At 56.7% G+C, this 20,728-nt stretch carries 14 protein-coding genes; 9 read left to right on the top strand and 5 right to left on the bottom strand.

Annotated elements, in window-relative coordinates; all coding sequences use genetic code 11:
* Positions 1-161 precede the first annotated feature (161 nt).
* The 6 genes from ACR0FG_RS03365 to ACR0FG_RS03390 all read left to right on the top strand — a co-directional run bounded on the left by ACR0FG_RS03365 (position 162) and on the right by ACR0FG_RS03390 (position 10,585).
* A complete protein-coding gene (locus ACR0FG_RS03365; protein WP_480890076.1) occupies positions 162-5,150 on the top strand; it encodes a PA14 domain-containing protein in 4,989 nt (1,662 codons plus the stop codon).
* Positions 5,151-6,101: 951 nt separating this feature from the next.
* Complete coding sequence (locus ACR0FG_RS03370; RefSeq protein WP_480890077.1) at positions 6,102-7,031, top strand: AEC family transporter; 930 nt, start codon at positions 6,102-6,104, stop codon at positions 7,029-7,031.
* A gap of 104 nt (positions 7,032-7,135) precedes the next feature.
* Positions 7,136-7,969 (top strand): S-formylglutathione hydrolase, encoded by an 834-nt coding sequence (fghA, locus tag ACR0FG_RS03375; RefSeq protein ID WP_480890081.1) that lies wholly within the window; start codon positions 7,136-7,138, stop codon positions 7,967-7,969.
* 3 nt (positions 7,970-7,972) lie between these two features.
* The gene (sthA, locus tag ACR0FG_RS03380; protein ID WP_170710635.1) at positions 7,973-9,409 is read left to right on the top strand and encodes a Si-specific NAD(P)(+) transhydrogenase; all 1,437 of its coding nucleotides are present in this window, start codon (positions 7,973-7,975) and stop codon (positions 9,407-9,409) included.
* Entirely contained in the window at positions 9,406-9,861 is a 456-nt protein-coding gene (locus tag ACR0FG_RS03385; RefSeq protein WP_480890085.1) for a YaiI/YqxD family protein, read from the top strand. Before sthA ends, ACR0FG_RS03385 begins: the two co-directional genes overlap by 4 nt.
* 103 nt (positions 9,862-9,964) lie before the next feature.
* Positions 9,965-10,585 carry an HAD family hydrolase gene (locus ACR0FG_RS03390; protein WP_480890088.1) on the top strand — a complete coding sequence of 207 codons (621 nt, stop codon included), beginning with the start codon at positions 9,965-9,967 and terminating at the stop codon, positions 10,583-10,585.
* Between the two features lies 1 nt (position 10,586).
* Here the strand turns inward: ACR0FG_RS03390 and ACR0FG_RS03395 are convergent, their stop codons facing one another.
* Positions 10,587-11,828, bottom strand: a complete 1,242-nt coding sequence (locus ACR0FG_RS03395; protein ID WP_480890090.1) for an MFS transporter — start codon at positions 11,826-11,828, stop codon at positions 10,587-10,589.
* Between the two features lie 145 nt (positions 11,829-11,973).
* Here ACR0FG_RS03395 and zapE point away from each other — a divergent pair, with 145 nt between their 5' ends.
* The gene (gene zapE / locus ACR0FG_RS03400; RefSeq protein ID WP_480890165.1) at positions 11,974-13,032 is read left to right on the top strand and encodes a cell division protein ZapE; all 1,059 of its coding nucleotides are present in this window, start codon (positions 11,974-11,976) and stop codon (positions 13,030-13,032) included.
* A gap of 60 nt (positions 13,033-13,092) precedes the next feature.
* On the opposite strand, the gene ACR0FG_RS03405 is transcribed toward zapE, so the two are convergent.
* Genes ACR0FG_RS03405 through ACR0FG_RS03420 form a run of 4 tightly spaced genes read right to left on the bottom strand, consistent with a single transcriptional unit; the run spans position 13,093 to position 19,316 of the window.
* A complete protein-coding gene (locus tag ACR0FG_RS03405; RefSeq protein ID WP_480890092.1) occupies positions 13,093-14,367 on the bottom strand; it encodes a bifunctional folylpolyglutamate synthase/dihydrofolate synthase in 1,275 nt (424 codons plus the stop codon).
* Positions 14,364-15,293 carry an acetyl-CoA carboxylase, carboxyltransferase subunit beta gene (gene accD / locus ACR0FG_RS03410; protein WP_480890094.1) on the bottom strand — a complete coding sequence of 310 codons (930 nt, stop codon included), beginning with the start codon at positions 15,291-15,293 and terminating at the stop codon, positions 14,364-14,366. Before accD ends, ACR0FG_RS03405 begins: the two co-directional genes overlap by 4 nt.
* 59 nt (positions 15,294-15,352) lie before the next feature.
* Positions 15,353-16,252, bottom strand: coding sequence for a CPBP family intramembrane glutamic endopeptidase (locus tag ACR0FG_RS03415; protein WP_480890097.1), 900 nt, complete (start codon positions 16,250-16,252; stop codon positions 15,353-15,355).
* A complete protein-coding gene (locus ACR0FG_RS03420) occupies positions 16,242-19,316 on the bottom strand; it encodes an ABC transporter transmembrane domain-containing protein (RefSeq protein WP_170710628.1) in 3,075 nt (1,024 codons plus the stop codon). Before ACR0FG_RS03420 ends, ACR0FG_RS03415 begins: the two co-directional genes overlap by 11 nt.
* Before the next feature lie 244 nt (positions 19,317-19,560).
* On the opposite strand from ACR0FG_RS03420, the gene ACR0FG_RS03425 reads away from it, so the two are divergent.
* Both ACR0FG_RS03425 and ACR0FG_RS03430 read left to right on the top strand, forming a co-directional pair.
* Entirely contained in the window at positions 19,561-20,322 is a 762-nt protein-coding gene (locus ACR0FG_RS03425) for a DUF6478 family protein (RefSeq protein ID WP_170710627.1), read from the top strand.
* 11 nt (positions 20,323-20,333) lie between these two features.
* Positions 20,334-20,693: a hypothetical protein gene (locus tag ACR0FG_RS03430; RefSeq protein ID WP_480890099.1), complete on the top strand. Its 360-nt coding sequence runs from the start codon at positions 20,334-20,336 to the stop codon at positions 20,691-20,693.
* Positions 20,694-20,728 lie beyond the last annotated feature (35 nt).

Here is a 20,728-nt window from a genome sequence, read left to right on the forward strand (position 1 = left end):
GCCGACCATAACTCCGCCAAGAAGCCCAGGTTTCGCCACAAACTTGCCCTTCGGCCAGAAACGCGCCGCAGTTTTGCCCACCTGTAAATCTACAACCTAACTCGCCACCACAACCATTGGAGCCCTTCCAGGCTTCAGCCACGCACACCAAGGATCACGTCATGAGCAGTATTGACACTCGGAACTTTGGGATTCCGCCTGAAGGTTTAGGCTTTGTTGCCCAGTACTTCATTTTGCCTCAGTCAGTATCGAGCCTTGCTGAAATCGACTTCGAAACGACGCCGGATGCAGTCGAGATTGTTTCAGAACTCAACATCGAAAGATCTAACGACCCATTTTGGGAAAATGGCGTTCTGGACTCGTTTGCCGCGATCTATACCGGCAACCTGAATGTATCCGAAGCCGGAACATACACTTTTTATCTGACGTCGGATGATGGGTCGGCGTTGTACATCGACGGTCAGCGCGTCATCAACAACGACGGCAATCACGCTGATGTCCTTATTCCAGTGACTGTCGATCTTGAGGCTGGCGCGCATGAGGTGGAGATCCGCTATTTCGAAAGCGGTGGCGTACAGACTTTGAAACTTGAATGGGCTGGCCCAGACACGGATGGAGAAACCAGATTGGTTTCCTCGGATGTTGTGGATTATGCAGCCCTAGGACCATCGGATGCAGATGACGGAGCCGCAGAGACCGCTGCCGACACCGCCCGCGCAGATGACACATCTGGTGCGATTTCAGCCGCGGCTGCTGGGTTGTCTGCCAAATTTTTCCAAATCAAAAGAGGCGTGTCCGAACTGGACGATATCGACTTTGAAGCTGAACCCGCCGCCGAGGAAATTCTGACCGAGGTCAACTTTGAACGCAGCAAAAATCCCTGGTGGACGGACGGCCCTCGCAACCGTTTCGCTGCCGAAATCACGGGACAGCTGAACGTTGAAACTGCTGGTGAATATACTTTTTACCTGACCTCAGACGATGGGTCGGCGCTGTATATCGACGGTGAAAGAGTCATCAATAACGACGGACGCCACAGCAGCAGGCTGCTGACGGTTACTCTCGACCTCGAGGCCGGAGCCCATGATATTGAACTGCGCTATTTCGAATATCGCGGCGCGCAAACCCTTGTTTTGGAATGGGCTGGCCCGGACACCGACGGGAACCGGGAGACCATCAGCGGAGACAGCCTGAGCCATCCGGACCCCGATGCGGATGCTGGCGCGGACGATACTGACCAAGGTGATTCCGGGTCAGATGACAACACCGATCATGACGGGCATGGCGATTCCGGGTCGGGCGATACCGACGATACAACCGGCTCCGACGATAGCGGATCTGAAGATGACGCCGACGGCGGCGATGCAGAGCCCGACGCTGGATCAGACGACGGCTCTGACCACGGCGGACACGACGGAACCGATTCTGGCAACACAGATTCAGGTGATCAGGGCGATTCTGGCGACTCTGGGTCGGATGACGGGACAGATCACGGCGGGCACGATGGAACGGACTCCGGTGATGACACCGACCACGGCGGACATGACGGGTCGGACACCGGTGACGGCACCGACAACGGTGGAAATGACGGAGCAGACTCCGGCGATGATACCGACCATGGCGGGCATGACGGGTCGGATTCAGGTGATGACACCGATCACGGTGGGCATGATGATCAAACGACCCACCGCTCGGGCCTTATGGCACAGTTCTTCGCCCTGTCGCACGAGGCAATGAGCCTTGGAGAGATTGATTTCAATGCAACGCCTGATTCCGTTGCGGTGGTTTCGGACCTCGATATCGAAAACTCCTACGATCCGTTCTGGGACGGCGGCCCGACCGAGCATTTTGCCGCGCGTTACACCGGTAAGTTGAACGTCCAAACCGCCGGTCTGTATACGATCTACCTGACCTCTGACGACGGCTCGGCGCTCTACCTGAATGGACAGCGTGTCATCAACAACGATGGTGCACACGGCAATGTAATGGTGCCAGTCACGCTAGAGCTGGCAGCCGGCGAGCACGACCTCGAACTGCTTTACTTCGAACTTTGGGGCGGCCAGACCGTCAGGTTGGAATGGAGCGGCCCTGATACAAATGGGGCACGTACCCTTATTGATGGCGAAAGTCTGAGCCATTCGGCAGATGGCGATAACACCGATCATGGCGGGCACGATGGTTCGGATTCCGGTGATGACACCGATCACGGTGGACATGACGGTTCGGACTCTGGCGATGGCACCGATCACGATGGACATGACGGTTCAGACTCCGGCGATGGCACCGATCACGGTGGACATGATGGGTCTGACTCCGGCGATGATACCGATCACGGTGGACATGACGGATCAGACTCCGGCGATGGCACCGATCACGGTGGACATGACGGTTCAGACTCCGGCGATGGCACAGATCACGGTGGACATGATGGGTCGGACTCCGGCGATGATACCGACCATGGCGGACATGACGGATCGGACTCCGGCGATGGCACCGATCACGGTGGACATGATGGATCGGACTCTGGAGACAACACCGACCACGGCGGGCATGGCGGGCATGGTGACTCGGATGAGGTTGACCATGGCGGTGCCAACATTCCCGGCACCATTCCTGAGCCCACAAGCCCTGACGAAATAGACGCATTTGTCGCGGCGGTAATGGCCGAACCAAACGCACATGCCCACGGCAATGACAGCAGTATGGCCACGGAACATGGTCAATTGCTTGACCTCGTTCCCCGCTCGGAAGCGACGCATGTTGCCGTTTCGGATGGTGACTGGTTCGATCCCAACACTTGGCACGAAGGCCGCATACCGGACGCGGGTGCAAACGTTCTAATTCCAAAGAACATCGCTGTCACTTACGACGGGGTCAGCGACGCCTCGCTCTTTACTGTAAGGGTCGATGGAGAGCTTTCCTTTGCGCCCGATGTCGACACCCGAATGGTCGTCGATACCCTGGTCGTCGATACATCGGGCCGCCTGGAGATCGGGACGGAAGAAGACCCGATTGCCGCCAATGTGAATGCTGAAATCGTGATCGCAAACAATGGCGATATCGATGTCAGCTGGGATCCGTCCCTGTTGTCGCGCGGCGTGATCTCTCATGGTCAGGTCGAAATCCATGGCGCTGAAAAAACCTCGTTCCTGAGAGTGTCAGAAGCGCCAATGACGGGCGACACGACCATGTCTCTGCAAGAGATACCGGATGGTTGGCAGGTCGGCGACACGTTGGTGCTGACTGGAACTCATCAGCGAGGCCACACCAGCACCGGGGCTGGCTATCTTGAAACTGAAGATGAAGAGATCGTCATCACCGCGATCAACGGCAATCAGATCACTTTCGAACCCCCCTTGGATCATGATCACGATACACCTCGTGATGATCTGTTTGCCTATGTCGCGAACATGTCGCGCAACATCACCTTCTCAAGCGAAGATGGTGAGGCGACCGCAACGCACCACCGCGGCCATGTCATGTTCATGCACAATGACGATGTCGATGTACGCTATGCGGCCTTCGAAGATCTTGGCCGTACCGACAAGTCGATTCCGGCCGCGTTGAGCACTGCGGATCTGACATCTGTCCAGCCAGACAGCAATGTTCAGGGCCGTTATTCGTTCCACTTCCACAGAACCGGAACCGAAGATCAAAGCAACCCGGCGATGGCGGTCGGCAACACCGTTGACGGTTCGCCGGGTTGGGGCTTTGTGCACCATTCGAGCAACGCGAACTTCTATGACAACGTTGCTTTCGATGTATTCGGCGCAGCGTTTGTTGCCGAAGCAGGTGACGAGACCGGATCCTGGGTTCGCAACATGGCGATCCGGGCCGAAGGAACAGCTTGGGGCGATTGGGAAGTGAAAAACACCCAGCGTGTCCAATCTCAGGACACAGGCCATACCGGCGACGGCTTCTTCTTTGCCGGTCGTCTGGTCGAGGCTGCGGAAAACGTCGCCGCGAATACAAACAATGGCTTTGTTTGGATGATGCGCAACAACAAGGCGGATCCGCTGTCTGAAAACCTCGATCATCCTGAGATCGCGCGCGGCACCGAGACCATCCAGAACAACTTTGCTCCCATTCAGGGTTTCCGCGACAACGAGGCTTTTGGCACCAATACCGGCATCACGGTCATCAAGAACTTTGCACCGCAGATGCAACATGATCAGCGCTCGGTCTTTGATGGGTTCCTGAACTGGGAAACCGCCATGGGCGCGAACATCACTTACACCGCGCACTATACGCTGCTGGACTTTGATCTGATCAATACCCGCGAGCGCATCGGGGATGTAAGGCACACAGGTGTTGACTTTGGCTCGAACACCTATGATCTGGTGATCAACGGACTGAGAGTGGAAGGCTTTGACGAAGGTATCGACCTGCTGCCAGAGTTCACGCACGGAATGTCTGATAGCGATATTCGCCACGTTATCATCGACTTCGAAGGTATCAATAACGGAACTGACTTGCAGGGCTATGATCCCAGCATCCACCAGCTTCTGACATCCGATGACCTGACACAGGGACGTCTGCAGTTCACCCATAACGGTGACACCACTCTGAGACCGTATGAGAACTTCAACCTCGACGGAACCATCACGGATTCGATCGGAACCATCAGCCGGGACTTCGAGATCGAGCCCCTGCAGATCGACTTCTACTGGAACATCATTCCGATGCTTCAGCAGGACGGGTACTACCGTACGCAGGACGGGCAAAATGTGATGTTGATCGACGATTTCATTACGGACCGGGCAACCGGCGAAATGATGAAAATCACGCATGTAATCACGTTGGATATGCCCCAGTCGCAGGTCGATGATTTTGCCAACGGCAACTACAATGGAATCATCGATCTGGACAGCGGCGCGCCAATTGCACGGGACGACAGTTTCAGGACCAACAACGACCAGCAAATTCTGATCGATGTTCTTGCCAACGACACCGACTTTGAAAACGACGTCCTGACTGTCAACGGTTTCACCGATCCCGACAACGGCGACGTCTACATGCAGGACGACGGGCGGTTGCTGTACGATCCGCATCATGGCTATGAAGGTACGGACAGTTTTACCTACTGGGTCACTGACGAGAACGGGCAATTGTCCGAAGCCACGGTGACGGTCGAAGTCTTCGATCTGTAAAACTCTCTTCGGGCGGTCGTTTTTTCGGCCGCCCGACTCCGTTTTATGAGTGTCGATAATCGACATCGCTGAATACTTGGTCCAGTCACTCAAAAAACACGCCAACTGACTATCGCCTTCGCGATTTAAGATCGACCGATCGACACGCTCAAGATCGGGGATCCAGTCAACTAGGATCAAATTTGCCTCACCCGTGAAATCGCGCGCGATTCCGGCAAAGTATCGCCGGTGACGGGCAGTACTTTGCCAATATTCGCATAAATAGACGTTAACCAACTGTTCAACTTTTGGGTGTCTTATGCTAATCTCAAGCTTGAGCTATTGCGCGGCAAAATGTCTAAGGGCAAATCGGTGATCGGATCTCTCTTCCTGGGTATTCTTTTTGGCTTGCTATCCGGCGTCTCGTTAATGCTGACCGGGCATGGAATACTGATTGCTTTCCTTGTTTACGCAATTGTAGGAGTTGCCGTCACCGTACTTGTACCAATAGTACAGAACGTAGTTTTCGGCGCCAAGAAAAGCAGCGCCCAAAATGCTGAACTTACCCACTGATACCGCGTGCAACTCAACTTCTTTACGAGCGTTAAACTCTCTCTTTAGTTGTTTTGACGAACGGATTTTGTTGCCATGTGACGCACCAAAATCTGACTTCAACTTGTCACAGCAACTTATGTCTTGGCTACCGTGACCGCGCGAAGCCGGAGGCTCGGTGCCTTCTGAATTAGGCCAAGAAATCCATCTACAATCGCCCCGCAGGGGCTGATCTTTCACATATGCAGCACGCCGTTCCAGAAAACTTGGAACTATGTGGTCGGTCGACTGCAGCGTTTATAGCGCTGGCACAAGCGTCAGGTGTCATGGCTTTCGGCCAAGACCAACAAAGCCGACCAAATAGCGCACTAAAACACTGCCAAACCTTGCAGCGCTCGCGATCCGTGCTACCACTTGGCGATGGCCGATATCTTTTTGCGCACTCTGCCTTTTTTTGCGATCATCGGCCTGGGGTACTGGGCCGGTCGCAGCCGGTTTTTCACCGCCGAAGCAACGGCTTATCTGACTAAATTCGTGTTCTTTTTTGCGCTCTCCGCGATGCTCTTCCGGTTTGCGGCTACACTTCCGTTCGCCGAGATTTTCAACGGTAGGCTTGTCTTGGGATATCTTCTGGGGACTGTCACCGTCTACCTGCTGGCAACGCTGATCGCCCGGTTTCGGGGGCTGGATACCCCGACCGCCGCCATCGAAGCGCAATGTGCCGCCATCGGAAATGTCGGCTTTCTGGGCCTGCCGATGCTGTCCCTGTTGTTTACCGAGGCTGCAATAGGACCAGTCATGCTGGTCCTCACCGTTGATCTGGTGGTGTTTTCGTCTCTGATCGTGATCTTGATAAACGGCGGTCGCGATGGTCGCTTGGCTGTTGGCACCTTTCGCTTGATCGGAATGGGTCTGCTCAGGAATCCCATGATCCTGTCGATCTCTGCCGGCCTGATCTGGTCGGCCTTGCAAATACCGGTTCCCGGGCCGTTAAATGATTTCCTGACTATCCTCGGAGGGGCCGCTACTCCGGGTGCGCTATTTGCAATTGGAGCGTCACTGGCCAGCAAATCCGCCGAACGTGTTCAAATCGCCGCTTGGTTAAGTTTCTGCAAGCTAGTATTGCATCCTCTGTTCGTTGCCATAGCTCTGATCTGGATCATCCCGATTGACGCTTTTCCGGCCTCGTTGGCGATTGCCGCAGCAGCCCTGCCCGTCGCTGGCAACGTCTATATGCTGGCGGCCTACTATAATGTCGCACCTCATCGGGCTTCGGCCGCTATTCTGCTATCTACCATTGCCAGTATACTCAGCGTGCCGCTGGTCATTGCCTGGGTCGGGTCTGTCTGATCCGTGTTCGGCTAAAAATACATCTCGACATGAGGAGCGATGACTTTACGCATCGCCTTTGTGAGGTTAGCCATGTCGCAAATCAAACGTAAGGAAAAAGCCAGATGGAAACCCTTTCGGAAAACGCCTGTTTCGGAGGCGTGCAGGGCGTCTACCGCCACACCTCGTCCGCGTGCCAATGCGACATGACCTTTGGGCTGTTTTTGCCAGCCGAGGCCAAGGACGGCCCGGTTCCCGTTCTGTGGTATCTGTCAGGTCTGACTTGCACCCACGAAAACGCCATGACCAAAGCTGGGGCGCAGGCATGGGCAGCAGAACAGGGCATTGCCGTGGTATTTCCCGACACCTCGCCACGTGGCGAAGGGGTCGCCGATCATGAGGACTATGATCTGGGCCAAGGTGCCGGGTTTTATGTGAACGCAACGCAATCACCATGGGCCCCTCATTTCAACATGTGGGACTATGTGGCCGAGGAACTGCCAGCGCTGCTGCTGGAGAATTTCGCCATTGACGGCGACCGTCAGGCGATCACCGGGCATTCGATGGGCGGCCATGGCGCGTTGACGCTGGCAATGAACCTGCCGGGGCGGTTCCGGTCTGTGTCGGCCTTTGCGCCCATCTCGAACCCCACCGGGGCTGATTGGGGGCGCAAGCAATTGTCAGCCTATCTGGGGGATGACGAAGCGGCTTGGTCAATGCACGATGCCTCGCTGATGATGAGGGAAAAAGGCTTTGATGGCCCGATCCTGATCGACACCGGTGCAAGTGATCAGTTCATCGACCTGCTGCGCCCCGAAGCGCTGGCGCAGGCTATCGCGGAACGCCGCCAACAGGCCATATTCCGACTTCAGCCCGGCTATGACCACTCGTATTTCTTCGTTTCCACCTTCATGGAAGACCACATCACATTCCACGCCGAAGCGCTGTACGGAGACTGAGGTATGAGCGAATACGACTACGACCTGATCATCATCGGCTCAGGGCCATCGGGGCGTTCCGCTGCGATTCAGGCGGGCAAGCTGCAGCGGCGCGTTCTGGTGATCGACCGCAAAGACCGTTTGGGCGGTGTTTCTGTTCATACAGGCACCATCCCGTCCAAAACTTTGCGCGAAACCGTACTGAACCTTTCGGGCTGGCGCGAGCGCAGCTTTTATGGCCGGTCATATCGCGTCAAGGATCAGATCCGGGCCGAGGATCTCAAGGCGCGCCTGCATATGACGCTGGATCACGAGGTTGACGTGCTTGAACATCAGTTCAACCGCAACCATGTCGAGACACTGAACGGTCTGGCAAAATTTGTCGGCCCACATGAGATCGAGGTCGCCACCGACGCGGGTGAGACTACACGCCTGACCGCAGCCAAGTTCCTGATTGCCACGGGCACGAAAACCTACCGGCCGGACTATGTGCCATTCAACGGCAAAACCGTTGTAGATGGCGATGACTTTCTGGAAATGGCCGAGATTCCGCGCTCGCTGGTGGTGATCGGCGCAGGTGTGATTGGTGTGGAATACGCCACCATGTTTTCTGCTCTGGATGTACGGGTCACGCTGATCGAGCCGCGCGATACGTTCCTAGACTTCATCGACAGCCGTCTGATTCATGAGTTTACCCACCAGATCCGCGAAAACGGCGTCGACCTGCGCCTCGGTTCAGCTGTGGAAAAAATCGAGGATGCCGGGGGCCATGTCGAGGTTAGCCTTGAGAACGGCCGCCATGTCCGGGCCGAGATGTTGCTGTTTGCCGCCGGTCGTATGGGTGCGACTTCGGCCCTGAATCTGGACGCGGTTGGGCTAAAAACCGACCACCGCAACCGCATTGAAGTCGATCGCAAGACCTATCAGACCGCCGTGCCGCACATCTATGCCACCGGCGACGTGATCGGGCATCCTTCGCTGGCGTCGACCTCGCTGCAACAAGGCAGGGTCGCCGCCTGTCATGCGCTGGAAACCCCGACGCTGCCCGAAAGCCCGTGGTACCCCTATGGCATCTATTCGGTGCCCGAAATTTCAACCTGCGGCATGTCCGAAGAGGAATTGCAGGAACGCGGCATTCCCTATGAGGTCGGCGTGGCGCGGTTTCGCGAAACCTCGCGCGGACACATCATGGGGCTGGAACATGGGATGCTGAAGATGCTGTTCTCGCTAAAGACCCGCAGGGTGTTAGGCGTACAGATCGTGGGTGAAGGTGCAACCGAATTGATCCACATCGCGCAGGCGGTGCTGAACCTGAAAGGCACGGTGGACTACTTCGTCCAGAATACGTTCAACTATCCAACACTGGCCGAGGCCTACAAGATCGCCGGGCTGGATGCTTTCAACCGGATGCCAATACCCGACGAGTTCAAAGTGCGCAAAAAGCAGGCCAAAAAAGCGTGACGACGATATTCGTCGATGGCGACGCCTGCCCGGTCAAGGCCGAGGTCGAGCGCGTCGCGACCCGGCACAAGGTGCCCATGGCGCTGGTCTCGAACGGCGGCCTCAGGCCATCGGCCAACCCGCTTGTGCAGATTGTCGTCGTGGCAGAGGGCGCGGACGAGGCCGACAAATGGATCGCCGAACGCTGCGGACCAGGTGATGTGGTGGTTACATCCGACATTCCGCTTGCGGCCAAATGCGTCGAGGCCGGTGCCCGCGTGCTGCGCCCGAATGGCGAAGCATTTACTGCGGCCAACATAGGACAACAACTTGCAATGCGCGATCTGATGGCAGATTTGCGGGCGGCCAATCCCTTGGGTGCGGGCGGCGGTGGGAAACCCTTTGGCAAGGCTGACCGATCAAGGTTTCTGGACGCGCTGGAGCGTGAATTGCGCACCGCCAAACGAACCTAGCGCTCGCACCGTTCAGCGTTACGCACAGCGTTTGCGACTTGAACTCTCACGTCGCGCTTGGTTCAGTCGGGGCCCGCAGGAAACTGAAAGACAGGATCATCACATGTCCATCGAAGCCGTCATTTTCGACATCGGAAACGTCCTGATCGAATGGCAACCCGAACGTTATTATGACCGCGTGATCGGAGAGGACCGTCGCCGCGCAATGTTTTCCGAGGTCGACCTGCACGGCATGAACGATCTGGTCGATCAGGGGCATCACTTTACTGATACGATCTATGCATGGGCCGAAAAATACCCTGAATGGCGGGACGAAATTCGCATGTGGCACGACAATTGGATCGAGATGGCCGCACCAGCCATTCCGCACTCGGTGCGCTTGCTGCGAGCGTTGCGCACAAACGGCGTACAGGTTTTTGCGCTGACTAATTTCGGGGTGCAAAATTTTGACTATGCAACAACCGTTTACCCCTTTCTAAACGAGTTTGACCGGCAATACGTTTCCGGCCGCATGAAAACGGTCAAACCCCACCCCCCGATTTATGAAATGGTCGAGGCCGATTGTGGGTTCGCTCCGTCGACCCTGTTGTTTGCCGATGACCGGATCGAAAATATCGACGCAGCCCGGGCCCGGGGATGGCAGACCCATCACTTTACAGATACCCAAGGTTGGGCAGATCGACTGGTGAACGAAGGGCTATTGCAGCCGGAGCAAGCGGTTTGATCTATGCGGCAGTTGGCGTAGCGCTCCGGTTCTCGCGGATCGGCAGATGGACAACTGCGCTGAAAGCTCCGATGGCCACGCCAAGCCACCAGACCATGGTATAGTCGCCATAATGGTCATACATCCGACCGCCCAGCCAGACGCCGAGGAAACTGCCGACCTGATGGCTAAGAAAAATGATCCCGTAAAGCGTGCCCATATAGCGCAAACCGAAAAGATGGGCGACAAGACCGGATGTCAGCGGCACGGTCGCCAACCATAGCGAACCCATGACCAGCGAGAAAACGATTACCGTGAAAGGTGTGATCGGAAACAGGATAAACAACGCGGCAGCCAGGGTCCGGCCTGTATAGACAACGGCCAGCAGGAATTTCTTGGGAAAGTGGTTGCCGGCCCAACCTGCCAGTAGTGTGCCACCAATGTTTGCAAATCCTATCAGAGAGATCGCGATTGCCCCAAGCGCCGACGTCGTTGTGATCCCGATGGAATGCAAAACACCGCCGGGTTGGATAGGGCCGCACATTTCGGTCACAAAGGCCGGGAAATGCGCCGTGATAAAGCCCAGTTGATAGCCGCAGCTGAAAAAGCCCACAAAGATCAGCGCATAGGACGGATCACGCAGGGCTTTCCCCAGGATTTTCGCCATACTGTCCTGTAGCTCGACCTTGTTAACCGGTTGTGGCGCACGCATGAAAGGCAGCGTCAGAACGAGCGCCAGAATGGCAACGGCAAACAAGATGAATACCTGCTGCCAGGGCAAGAAGCTCAGCAGCCATTCCGCCGTGGGCGCTCCGATCACCTGACCGAAGCTGCCGGCCGCAGTGACAATCGCCAAAGACATAGACCTGTTTTCATCCGATGAGGCACGACCGACCACCGCCAAAACCACGCCAAAGCCGGTTCCGGCAATTCCAAAACCAACAAGCCACGCGTACATCTGATGCTCAAAGGGCGTGACAGACCAGGCCGACAGGACCATACCAGCCGCATAGGTCAGCGCGCCCAGCACAATGGCGCGGCGGTCGCCCAGTTTTTCTGAGATCGCACCGAAAATCGGTTGCCCGATTCCCCATGCCAGATTCTGGATCGCGATTGCCATCGAAAAGTCGGTTCGCAGCCACCCGAACTCATCCGCAATAGGGATTTGAAACACGCCAAAGGATGCCCGAACCGCAAAGCTCACGGTGATAATGACGCAGCTTACGATCAGTATAGGATTTAACAGGCGCGCAGATTGCGACATCACAACTCTCGGAAATTTTCGGTCGGAGAGTAACCGTTCGGATCAAACCGTCAATTCAGGAGTTTTGAGGACCCGGATCAGCAAATTTGATGCCTGAGGAAAAAGCTTGCTTTTCAACGAGGAATCGGGGCGCTATGGCTCGGGTATGATGGATCTGACTTCGCTTTACGAAGCGCGCATTGCAAATGGCTCGCTGACCCGCGATGACGCGCAAGAGGCGGTCTTACCCCATTTCGACCGGATCCATGCGGCATTGGCTCAGCCGGTCAAGCGCGGTTTTTTCCGCAAACCCCCTCCTGCGCCTCAGGGGCTTTACCTGTGGGGCGGTGTCGGGCGCGGCAAGTCGATGCTGATGGACATGTTTGTGGAAACGCTGGGCGACATACCGGCACGGCGGGTCCATTTCCACGCTTTCATGCAGGAAATCCACGCAGGACTGCACAAGGCACGCGAGGACGGTGTCGAAGACGCTCTTGCCCCTGTGGCCGAACAGGTGATTCAATCCGCCCGTCTGCTGGCCTTTGACGAAATGCAGATCACCGACATCACCGATGCCATGATCGTTGGACGCCTGTTCGACATGCTTCATGCGGGTGGCGTTACCGTGGTCACCACATCGAACCGGCATCCGGATGAGTTGTACAAGGATGGTCTGAATCGCCAATTGTTCCTGCCATTCATCCATCATATCAAAGAGCAGCTACAGATCTGGGAACTGGTCTCACCCACCGATTACAGACAGAACAGGCTTGAAGGCTCGCCTGTTTACTTCACGCCCATCGGTCCGGAGGCCCGAGAAAAAATCCGGGCCGTTTGGACCGATCTGTCCGGCGGGCCGGCGACCCCTCTGACGTTAAAGGTGAAGGGTCGAGAGGTTGTGCTGCCGGCTTTTCGCAACGGCGTTGGGCGGGCTTCGTTTTATGACCTCTGCGGGCGAATGCTGGGCCCCGGAGATTATCTCGCCATTGCGGAATCCCTGAAAGTGCTGGTGCTTGAGGATATCCCGCGCCTGTCGCGCAACAATTTCAACGAAGCCAAGCGGTTCGTCACGCTGATTGACGCGCTGTATGAGGCCAGGGTCCGTCTGGTTTGTTCCGCTGCGGCCGAACCCGAAATGCTGTATGTCGAAGGTGAAGGGACGTTTGAATTTGAGCGTACCGCTTCGCGTCTGCGTGAGATGCAAGGTCAGGATTGGGGGCAGTAGGGGGCTCTGCCCCCGTCGCCTTTGGCGACTCCCCCGGGATATTTTTGGATAGATGAAGCCCTAGCGATTTTCACGCAGGATATTGCCCGCAAGGTAGAGCGATCCGCAGATCAGCACGCGGGCTTGCGGGTCATTTGTTGTGATGGCGCTCAGGGCCTCATCAACGCTGCTTGCGGTTGAGGCTGGCAGGTTGACCTGTGCAGCGGCGGTGGCTGTGTCTTCCGCGCTGAGGGTATTGGCCTCGCCCGGAATCGAGACGGCGGTCAGCGTAGCGGCTTGCCTGGCCAGAGGCGCAAGGTAGCCGGTGACATCCTTGGTGTTGAGCATCCCGCAAATCATGTGGGTCGGCTTTTGCGGCAGTTTTGCCAATACATCCGCCAGAGCGATACCGGCGGCAGCATTGTGGCCGCCGTCCAACCACAGTTCAGCCTGTGGGGCCTGATCGATCAGCGGGCCCGCTTTCAGGCGCTGCATCCGGGCAGGCCATTCGGCCTTGGTGACTGCGGCCTCATAAGCGGTATCGCCCATCTGCAGGTGGCGCAGGACAGCAAGGGCAGCTCCGGCGTTCTGGATCTGGTGTGCGCCCAGCAGGTTCGGTAACGGCAGATCGCGCAGGCCGGTTTCATCCTGATAGACAAGGCGGCCGTTTTCTTCGTGCACATGCCAGTGCTGACCGCAAACCATCAGGGGTGCGCCAAGGCGGGCGGCAGTGTATTCAATCACCTCCAGCGCCTCATCTTCCTGCGGGCCGACGATGCAGGGCACACCGGGCTTGATAATTCCCGCCTTTTCAGCAGCGATTTTGCCCAGAGTGTTGCCCAGGAATTGTTCGTGGTCGATCGAGATCGGAGTGATCACTGTCACTGCGGGCCGTTCGACCACGTTGGTTGCGTCAAGACGTCCGCCCAAACCCACCTCGAGCAGCGTGTAGTCAGCTTTGGTGCGCGCAAAGGCGAGCAGGGCGGCGCAGGTGGTGATCTCGAAATAGGTGATATTCTCGCCACCATTGGCGGCGTAGCATTCATCCAGCACCTTCGTCAGATCAGGTTCCGAGATCAACTCTCCGGCCAGTCGAATACGTTCGTGAAACCGTGCCAGATGGGGCGAGGTATAGGCGTGCGCCAAGCGCCCTGCCCCCTCGAGCCCGGCGCGGATCATCGCCTGGGTCGAGCCCTTGCCATTTGTCCCGGCGATATGGATCACCGGTGGCATGTTGAGCTGCGGATTGTCGAGGGCCCCCAGCAAACGCCAGACACGATCCAACGTCAGGTCAATGATCTTGGGGTGCAGCGCCATCATCCGGTCAAGGATGACGTCCGACGACTGGCTTGTCATTTCTCGTCCGAGCCTTCTGCCGACGCCTCGGCGGCCGCTTCCGGTTCAGGCGCGGGCAAATCTCCCCGAACAGCCGGAGGCTGATCCATCAGCATCCGCGTGATCGTGATCAGTTCCTCTCGCATTTCAGTGCGTTTGGTCACCCGATCCAGCATCCCGTGATCCAGCAGATACTCGGCCCGCTGGAAACCTTCGGGCAGCTTCTCGCGAATGGTCTGTTCGATCACGCGTGGCCCGGCAAAACAGATCAAGGCATTGGGTTCCGAGATATGAATGTCACCCAACATGGCATAAGACGCCGTAACGCCGCCCGTGGTCGGATGGGTCAGCACGACGATATAGGGCAGTTTCGCCTCTTTCAGCATTTCAACCGCCACCGTCGTGCGCGGCATCTGCATCAGACTCAGGATGCCTTCCTGCATCCGTGCCCCACCCGCCGCCGAGAACAGGATCAGTGGGCGCTTCAGCTTCACCGCCTCTTGCGCGGCGGCGATGATGGCGTTTCCAACATACATGCCCATCGACCCGCCCATGAACGAGAAATCCTGCGCCGCAGCTACAATGGGCGTGCGCCCGATCTCGCCCGAGGCGACCAGCATCGCCTCTTTCTCGCCGGTTTTCTTCTGCGCGGCTTTCATCCGATCGGGATATTTCTTCTGATCACGGAACTGCAGCGGATCGTCCTTGGGCGCAGGAACCGCCACTTCGGTAAAGATACCACCATCGAACAGATGCCCGAACCGGTCACGCGGCGTGATCGCCATATGGTGGTCACACTGGGTGCAGACGTTCTGGTTTTCCGCCAACTCGCGGTGAAACAGCATCGTCCCGCATTCATCGCATTTGTGCCACAGGTTTTCAGGCACTTCCCGGCGCGAGAAGATCGAGTTGATCCGGGGGCGGACGTAATTTGTGATCCAGTTCATGTCGGAACCTTGCTGATGCGGTGTTGACGTCAAATAAGACGCCGACGCAGGAAATGCAATCAGCGCCTGAGCGCAAGCCGCGCTGTTAACCACGCCACGATCATCAAAGCAAAATCAACATAGAGCCACCGGCGCAGCAATTCCGTATCCGACGACTCATATGGCAGATGAAAGAGCGCCAATCCGCCAAGGTTGTCTGGCAGCGAAAAAAGCAGCAAGGCAGAGGCGTTATTGAAGAAATGCAAGGCGATAGCCGGACCAAGTGTGCCTGACCGGGCCGTCAGGTCGGCGGTTAGTACCGCAAAAACTCCGGCCCAGATCGCGATCAGAACCGCATTGTCACCAGCCGTTGCCGGGGCATAGTGGCCCAGAGCGAACAGCACTGCTGGCAGGCCCATCCATATCAGCCCCGAGCGAAACCGGGCGGCAAGGCTTTGTTGCAGAAATCCCCTGAACAGAATCTCTTCGGCGCTGGTCTGAATCAGGACTGCCCCGACCGAAAGCGGCAACCACAATAGCCACACCTGCAAGGGTAGATTTGGCTTTAGTGGCGCGCCCATATCGTATGGCGGCAGGGCGATCAGGATCAAACCCAGAACAATCAGCGACATTGAAACACGCCAGAATTGCCTGAACGCCATCGGGGACGGACCGATGACCGACATAAGTGCCCGGTGTTGCAAACACCGTGCCGCCAGAGCGACGCCCAAAATGACAAAGACGAAACTGCTTAGAATGATCAGCAATGCCAGAGGGGTTGATCCCTGTAATAGGGTATCCGGCCAGTCGGACGGTGCAAGACTGACGATGGCCACGAACAGAATCGCGTTCAGGGCTGAAACGACAACGACAATAACAGCCAGCCCAACCAACAAGCGCCAGATTTCGGGATAACGCCGCACGGCACTGACCAACTGTTCATGACGGGAATAGGCCGCGCGCAGCGTTCTATCCGGCATCGTTGGCCTCTTCCTCAAGGGAAATATCGGAGGTTCGCAGCCTTTCGCCTAGCGACGTCAAATAGCCTGCGACAGTCTCCAGAAGTTGCATGGCAACGGTGGCATCGCTTTCGACAACAGCTCGCAATTCCTCGGCTCCGATCCGCAGAAACGTGCAGGGTTCGGATGCGACCAGATCCAGTTGACGCGGTTCATTAGTGATCACGGCGAGATCGCCGATCAGGCGACCGGGTTCAATGGTGGACAAGGACTGAATTTCCCCATCCTCTTTCAGCCAGTTCAGGCTGGCTTTGCCGGAAATACAAAGATACGCCGCATCCGGAGCTTGTCCGCGCGCAAAGATGATCTGACCGGCGGCGGCCTCATACCATTGCGCGGAAAAGGCCAGCAGGCGCTGGTTGCGCCCGTCAAGCCGCGAGAATAGTTCGGTCGATGAGATAATCTTGAGCTTGCGGCTCAGGTCATCTGATACGCCCTCTTCGATCTCGGGGCGGGTGCGCGACACGCCGTCGATACGTCCATCCTTGATTTCGACAAACAGGTCATAAGCTTCGGGATGTGCAAAGTGATCTTCCATGAAGATCATGATCGATTGCGGCAGCAGCTCGCGCAATTTCAACCGCGTGCGCAGGCGACTTTCCGAATCATGGCTGGCCAAGGCCTTGTCCAGGATCAGAATATCCGGGCGTTTGATGCCAGCACGCGAGAATGCGACCCGCTCTTGAAACACGGTGGGCAGGTTGTTTCCGCCCAGACCGGACGGCAAATCATAAATGATGGCCGCCGCCCGACGACGCAACCCTGCCTCGTTAAGCACCTCGGCGACCAGATTTTCAATCTCTTCTGCCTTTGCCCCGGCCATCAAGGACACCCGCCCGTAAAGCGCATTTTCCAGGGCCGTCAAACGCGGCAGATAGACATCAGGTGCAACGGGAACAAACATGCCTTCCAGGGTGTTGCGCAACTGCTCTGCTTGATTGCGACGAATGGACAGGATCTTGTCCTTGTATTCTTCAGGAAAGCTCGGTCCGATTTGCTCGGCCGTCAGCAAGAAGGGCACGGTCAGCAACAGGGCCCGTTCCTGATCACTCAGATCCGCATCGCCTTTTGCATTCCGACGCTCTTCGAGGTCCAGCAAACGATGATACATCTCTTTAGACAAACCCAGACGCAGGAACAGCGGGTGATCGGTTCCATCGCGACCAAAGGTCTGGTTGAGCGTGGCCAGAACGGCCTCGGCAATACTCAACGCTTCGTCGTCAAGACCGTGGGCGGTCAACATCGACAGAAACCGGCCATCGCCCGCCAAAATCTCGGGTGAGATATCCCGCGACGGGGCCGAAAACAGAAGGTTCCCGCCCAAAGGCACCGCCGGATTGAACCGGTCGGGGTGGAAACGATACACGTATTGGTCCAACCCTTTCTCGCGCAAACGCTCGGCGATGGTACCGCGCAGGTTTACGATCTCTTGCGCAAGGATCGGATGCAGTTCGGCATCAAATTGCGACCGCAACGTGCGGCGGAACATGAACTCGTCAATGCCCATGGCCTCGACCAGCTTGAACCACCAGTCGCGAATTTCCTCGATATCATCCAAACCGGCCAGCGCAGGATCAATCCACTCGTCACTCAGCGAATCCGGCGGGTTACCGGCACGCACCGCTTCGATCTGTCGGCGCGATGGGGCCCTCAACGCATCACCTTCTCGCTGCGGGTGGGTTCGCAGCGGCATTAGCAGGTTATCCCCCAATGTCCCGTCAAACAGATAGGGGCGCGAATAGGCATAGCCGATCCGGGCGGCGATCACTTTTTGATGCAAAGCGTTCAGCTTGTGCCCCGCCAAGATCACATCGCCCTGAACCGGTAGAACCTCACGCGTCAGCAATTGTGCAAGCGCGGTGCGTTCCGAGGCATGTGTTGATTGAATCGCCACCCGCGCACCTTGCGGGATGGTCAGATCGATGTCTTCCAGAATGGTCTTACCGTCATCGTCACGCACGGTGATGTTGCGCAACTCGATATCGCCGGTCAGACGCGGTATCGTCTCAGGCTCTCCATCAAACAGCTCTTCTGGAATCATATCGGAGGGTGCAAACCGTTCGGTCACAATTTCCCACCGTAGCGACATATCCTGAACCTGATTGTAGTAGGTCAGCAGATCCTTCCAAGGGCCGCTCAGATCCTTGTAGGCCCCCAGCGCGGCCACCAGTGCACCCACCGTCACCTCACCCGTAATCGCAAGATAGCCGCCGACCGAGTAAAACAGGAAGGGCGTCATCTGTGTGATCAGGTTGTTGAGAAACTTCATGAAGAATTTCTTGTTGTAGATCTTGAACCGGATCTCGAACAAGGTGCCCAGGCGATGGCTGAACTGGGCCAGACGATAGCGCCAACCGCCATTGGTGCGCAGGTCGCTGATGCCCGCTGCGCTTTCGCCAATCTCGGAACTCAGGCGGCGGACTTCTTGGATGCGGTCTTTGTTTAACAAGTTGATCTGACGTTGTAACTTGGGAATTATCCAGGCTTGCAACGGGATCAACGCGATACTCGCCAACCCGAACCAGACACTTTGCATGAACAGGAAAGTGACAATCGTCATCATCTGTCCGAACTGAAACACCGGCTGGGCAATCGCATCGCCCATCAGACCGCCCATCGGCTCAGCTTCGGAGGTAATCATCGACACCAGCTCTCCTTGACTGGTGGCGGCGAAGTAAGACCTTGGAAAGCGCATTGATCGATTGATCAATGTGTAACGCAACCGGCGCAACATACGCTCGGCCAGAATGCCCTTCATCGTGTTGATGCGCATCTTCATCAGGCCGCTTGCAATCACGGTCGCCAGAAAAGCGCAGCACAGGATCAGCAGGTATTGAATCTGCGAAACGGTAATTCCAAAGACCGTGACCGTCGGAGTCGGCGAGCCGATCGCATCGTTGATGATCTGCTTTGGCAACTCTAACGAAGCATAGAGAAATGGAAATGACAGGACCGTAAGGACCAGCAGCACCAATTGCTGCTTTTTCGAGTATTTCCAGATGAACGAAAAGAGGGTGCGTTCCATGCCCAGCCCTGTCTTGGATTTTGGTGTTTTACGGCAAATTCGAGCATTCCGCATCCCGCAAGCGCCGAAGGTACGCGGCAGGCTGATCTAATGCAAGAAGGGCCGATTGCAAGATGGTCTTCTGACCTTCCCAACAGCTGCGTCATTCACATTTGGACTATTTTCAGGACCAAACCGGTATAGACGTCTTTAACCCTGCCCCCGACATTGTCTAAACAGAGGGCGAATTGCGGAAACCGAGGTCATGCGCAGAGTATTTGATCGTCAATTACATCGCCGGATTCTGGCGCGCTGGCTGCGGGCGGGGCAAGAGGCGGATCAAACCGCCCTACCCGATCTGCGGCGACAACGGGACGAAGCGCGCCAGCTTAAGTCACATCTGGATCAGCTGATTCAGAAAGCTGACGGGCGACTGCTGCGACCATTGATTGGCTCAACCCGATTTGCGACACCGCTTGGCACGGACTGGTCGTGGCGTCCGGATGTGTGGCGCGAGCCGCTGACCCGGCCGGGTCTGGCCTCGGCCCCACGCAAGGCCCGTATGGATGGACAGGTGACTTTGTTCCACGATTGTGGCTTTGCCGAAATTTCGATGCGGCAAATCCGCAATCGACGCGACAAGGATCTGGCCCCGTTCAGCCTGTCGGTCGAGACCTTCGCATTTGCCGGGTCATTTCTGTCTTTGTCCATCGAACTGCCAGCGGTTGCCGCAACAGGCCTGACCCGTCAGCACCTGATGCGGGTGGACTGTCTGGTCGAAACCGAGCGCCCGACCAAGATTTTTGCCCGCCTGAACATTCAGCACGGACCCAATACGGAACAAGTGTTACGCGAACTCGATCCTTCAGACTCACTGGCATCGGTTGATTTCGACCTGGCGCATTTGACCCTGAATGAACGGCGGATCGAAAAATTGTGGCTGGATCTGATCGTCGAGCAACCCGAAATGAACCGGATCGTTCTGCGCGATCTGACCCTTTGCCGCCATCATCGGGCCGATCTTTAGGGAGGGCAAGCGTGACAGATACAACTCTGACCCCAACTCGTTTTGAAAATGCCATCTGGCAAGCATATGTCACCAGCGATCAAAAACCGCAGATCGACGCAATCTATCTGGGTGAACCACTGCCTGATGTGGAGCTGATACAAAACGGCGACGGCTGGACGTTGCGCGTGCCGGTGCCAAAAGCTGCCCTGTCAGATGGGGTTCATTGCGTGGTTATTCGCGATGCGGCTGCGAACCGGAAACTGGGCGATTTCACCATCATCGCCGGTAACCCTGCCGCCGAAGATTTACGGGCCGAAGTTGCGCTGCTACGGGCCGAACTGGACATGCTGAAACGCGCTTTTCGCCGTTCGAACACATCAGACAACTGACACTCGGCGCGCTTGTCCAACCTGCAAGCACCGGA

Source organism: Ruegeria sp. E1 (genome assembly GCF_056534225.1).

What these genes read in the sequence shown, in the direction of transcription:
- ACR0FG_RS03365 (WP_480890076.1), top strand. Translation starts at nt 162, where the DNA reads ATGAGCAGTATTGACACTCGGAACTTTGGGATTCCGCCTGAAGGTTTA.
- ACR0FG_RS03370 (WP_480890077.1), top strand. Translation starts at nt 6,102, where the DNA reads ATGGCCGATATCTTTTTGCGCACTCTGCCTTTTTTTGCGATCATCGGC.
- fghA (WP_480890081.1), top strand. Translation starts at nt 7,136, where the DNA reads ATGGAAACCCTTTCGGAAAACGCCTGTTTCGGAGGCGTGCAGGGCGTC.
- sthA (WP_170710635.1), top strand. Translation starts at nt 7,973, where the DNA reads ATGAGCGAATACGACTACGACCTGATCATCATCGGCTCAGGGCCATCG.
- ACR0FG_RS03390 (WP_480890088.1), top strand. Translation starts at nt 9,965, where the DNA reads ATGTCCATCGAAGCCGTCATTTTCGACATCGGAAACGTCCTGATCGAA.
- ACR0FG_RS03395 (WP_480890090.1), bottom strand. Translation starts at nt 11,828, where the DNA reads ATGTCGCAATCTGCGCGCCTGTTAAATCCTATACTGATCGTAAGCTGC.
- zapE (WP_480890165.1), top strand. Translation starts at nt 11,974, where the DNA reads ATGATGGATCTGACTTCGCTTTACGAAGCGCGCATTGCAAATGGCTCG.
- ACR0FG_RS03405 (WP_480890092.1), bottom strand. Translation starts at nt 14,367, where the DNA reads ATGACAAGCCAGTCGTCGGACGTCATCCTTGACCGGATGATGGCGCTG.
- accD (WP_480890094.1), bottom strand. Translation starts at nt 15,293, where the DNA reads ATGAACTGGATCACAAATTACGTCCGCCCCCGGATCAACTCGATCTTC.
- ACR0FG_RS03415 (WP_480890097.1), bottom strand. Translation starts at nt 16,252, where the DNA reads ATGCCGGATAGAACGCTGCGCGCGGCCTATTCCCGTCATGAACAGTTG.
- ACR0FG_RS03420 (WP_170710628.1), bottom strand. Translation starts at nt 19,316, where the DNA reads ATGGAACGCACCCTCTTTTCGTTCATCTGGAAATACTCGAAAAAGCAG.
- ACR0FG_RS03425 (WP_170710627.1), top strand. Translation starts at nt 19,561, where the DNA reads ATGCGCAGAGTATTTGATCGTCAATTACATCGCCGGATTCTGGCGCGC.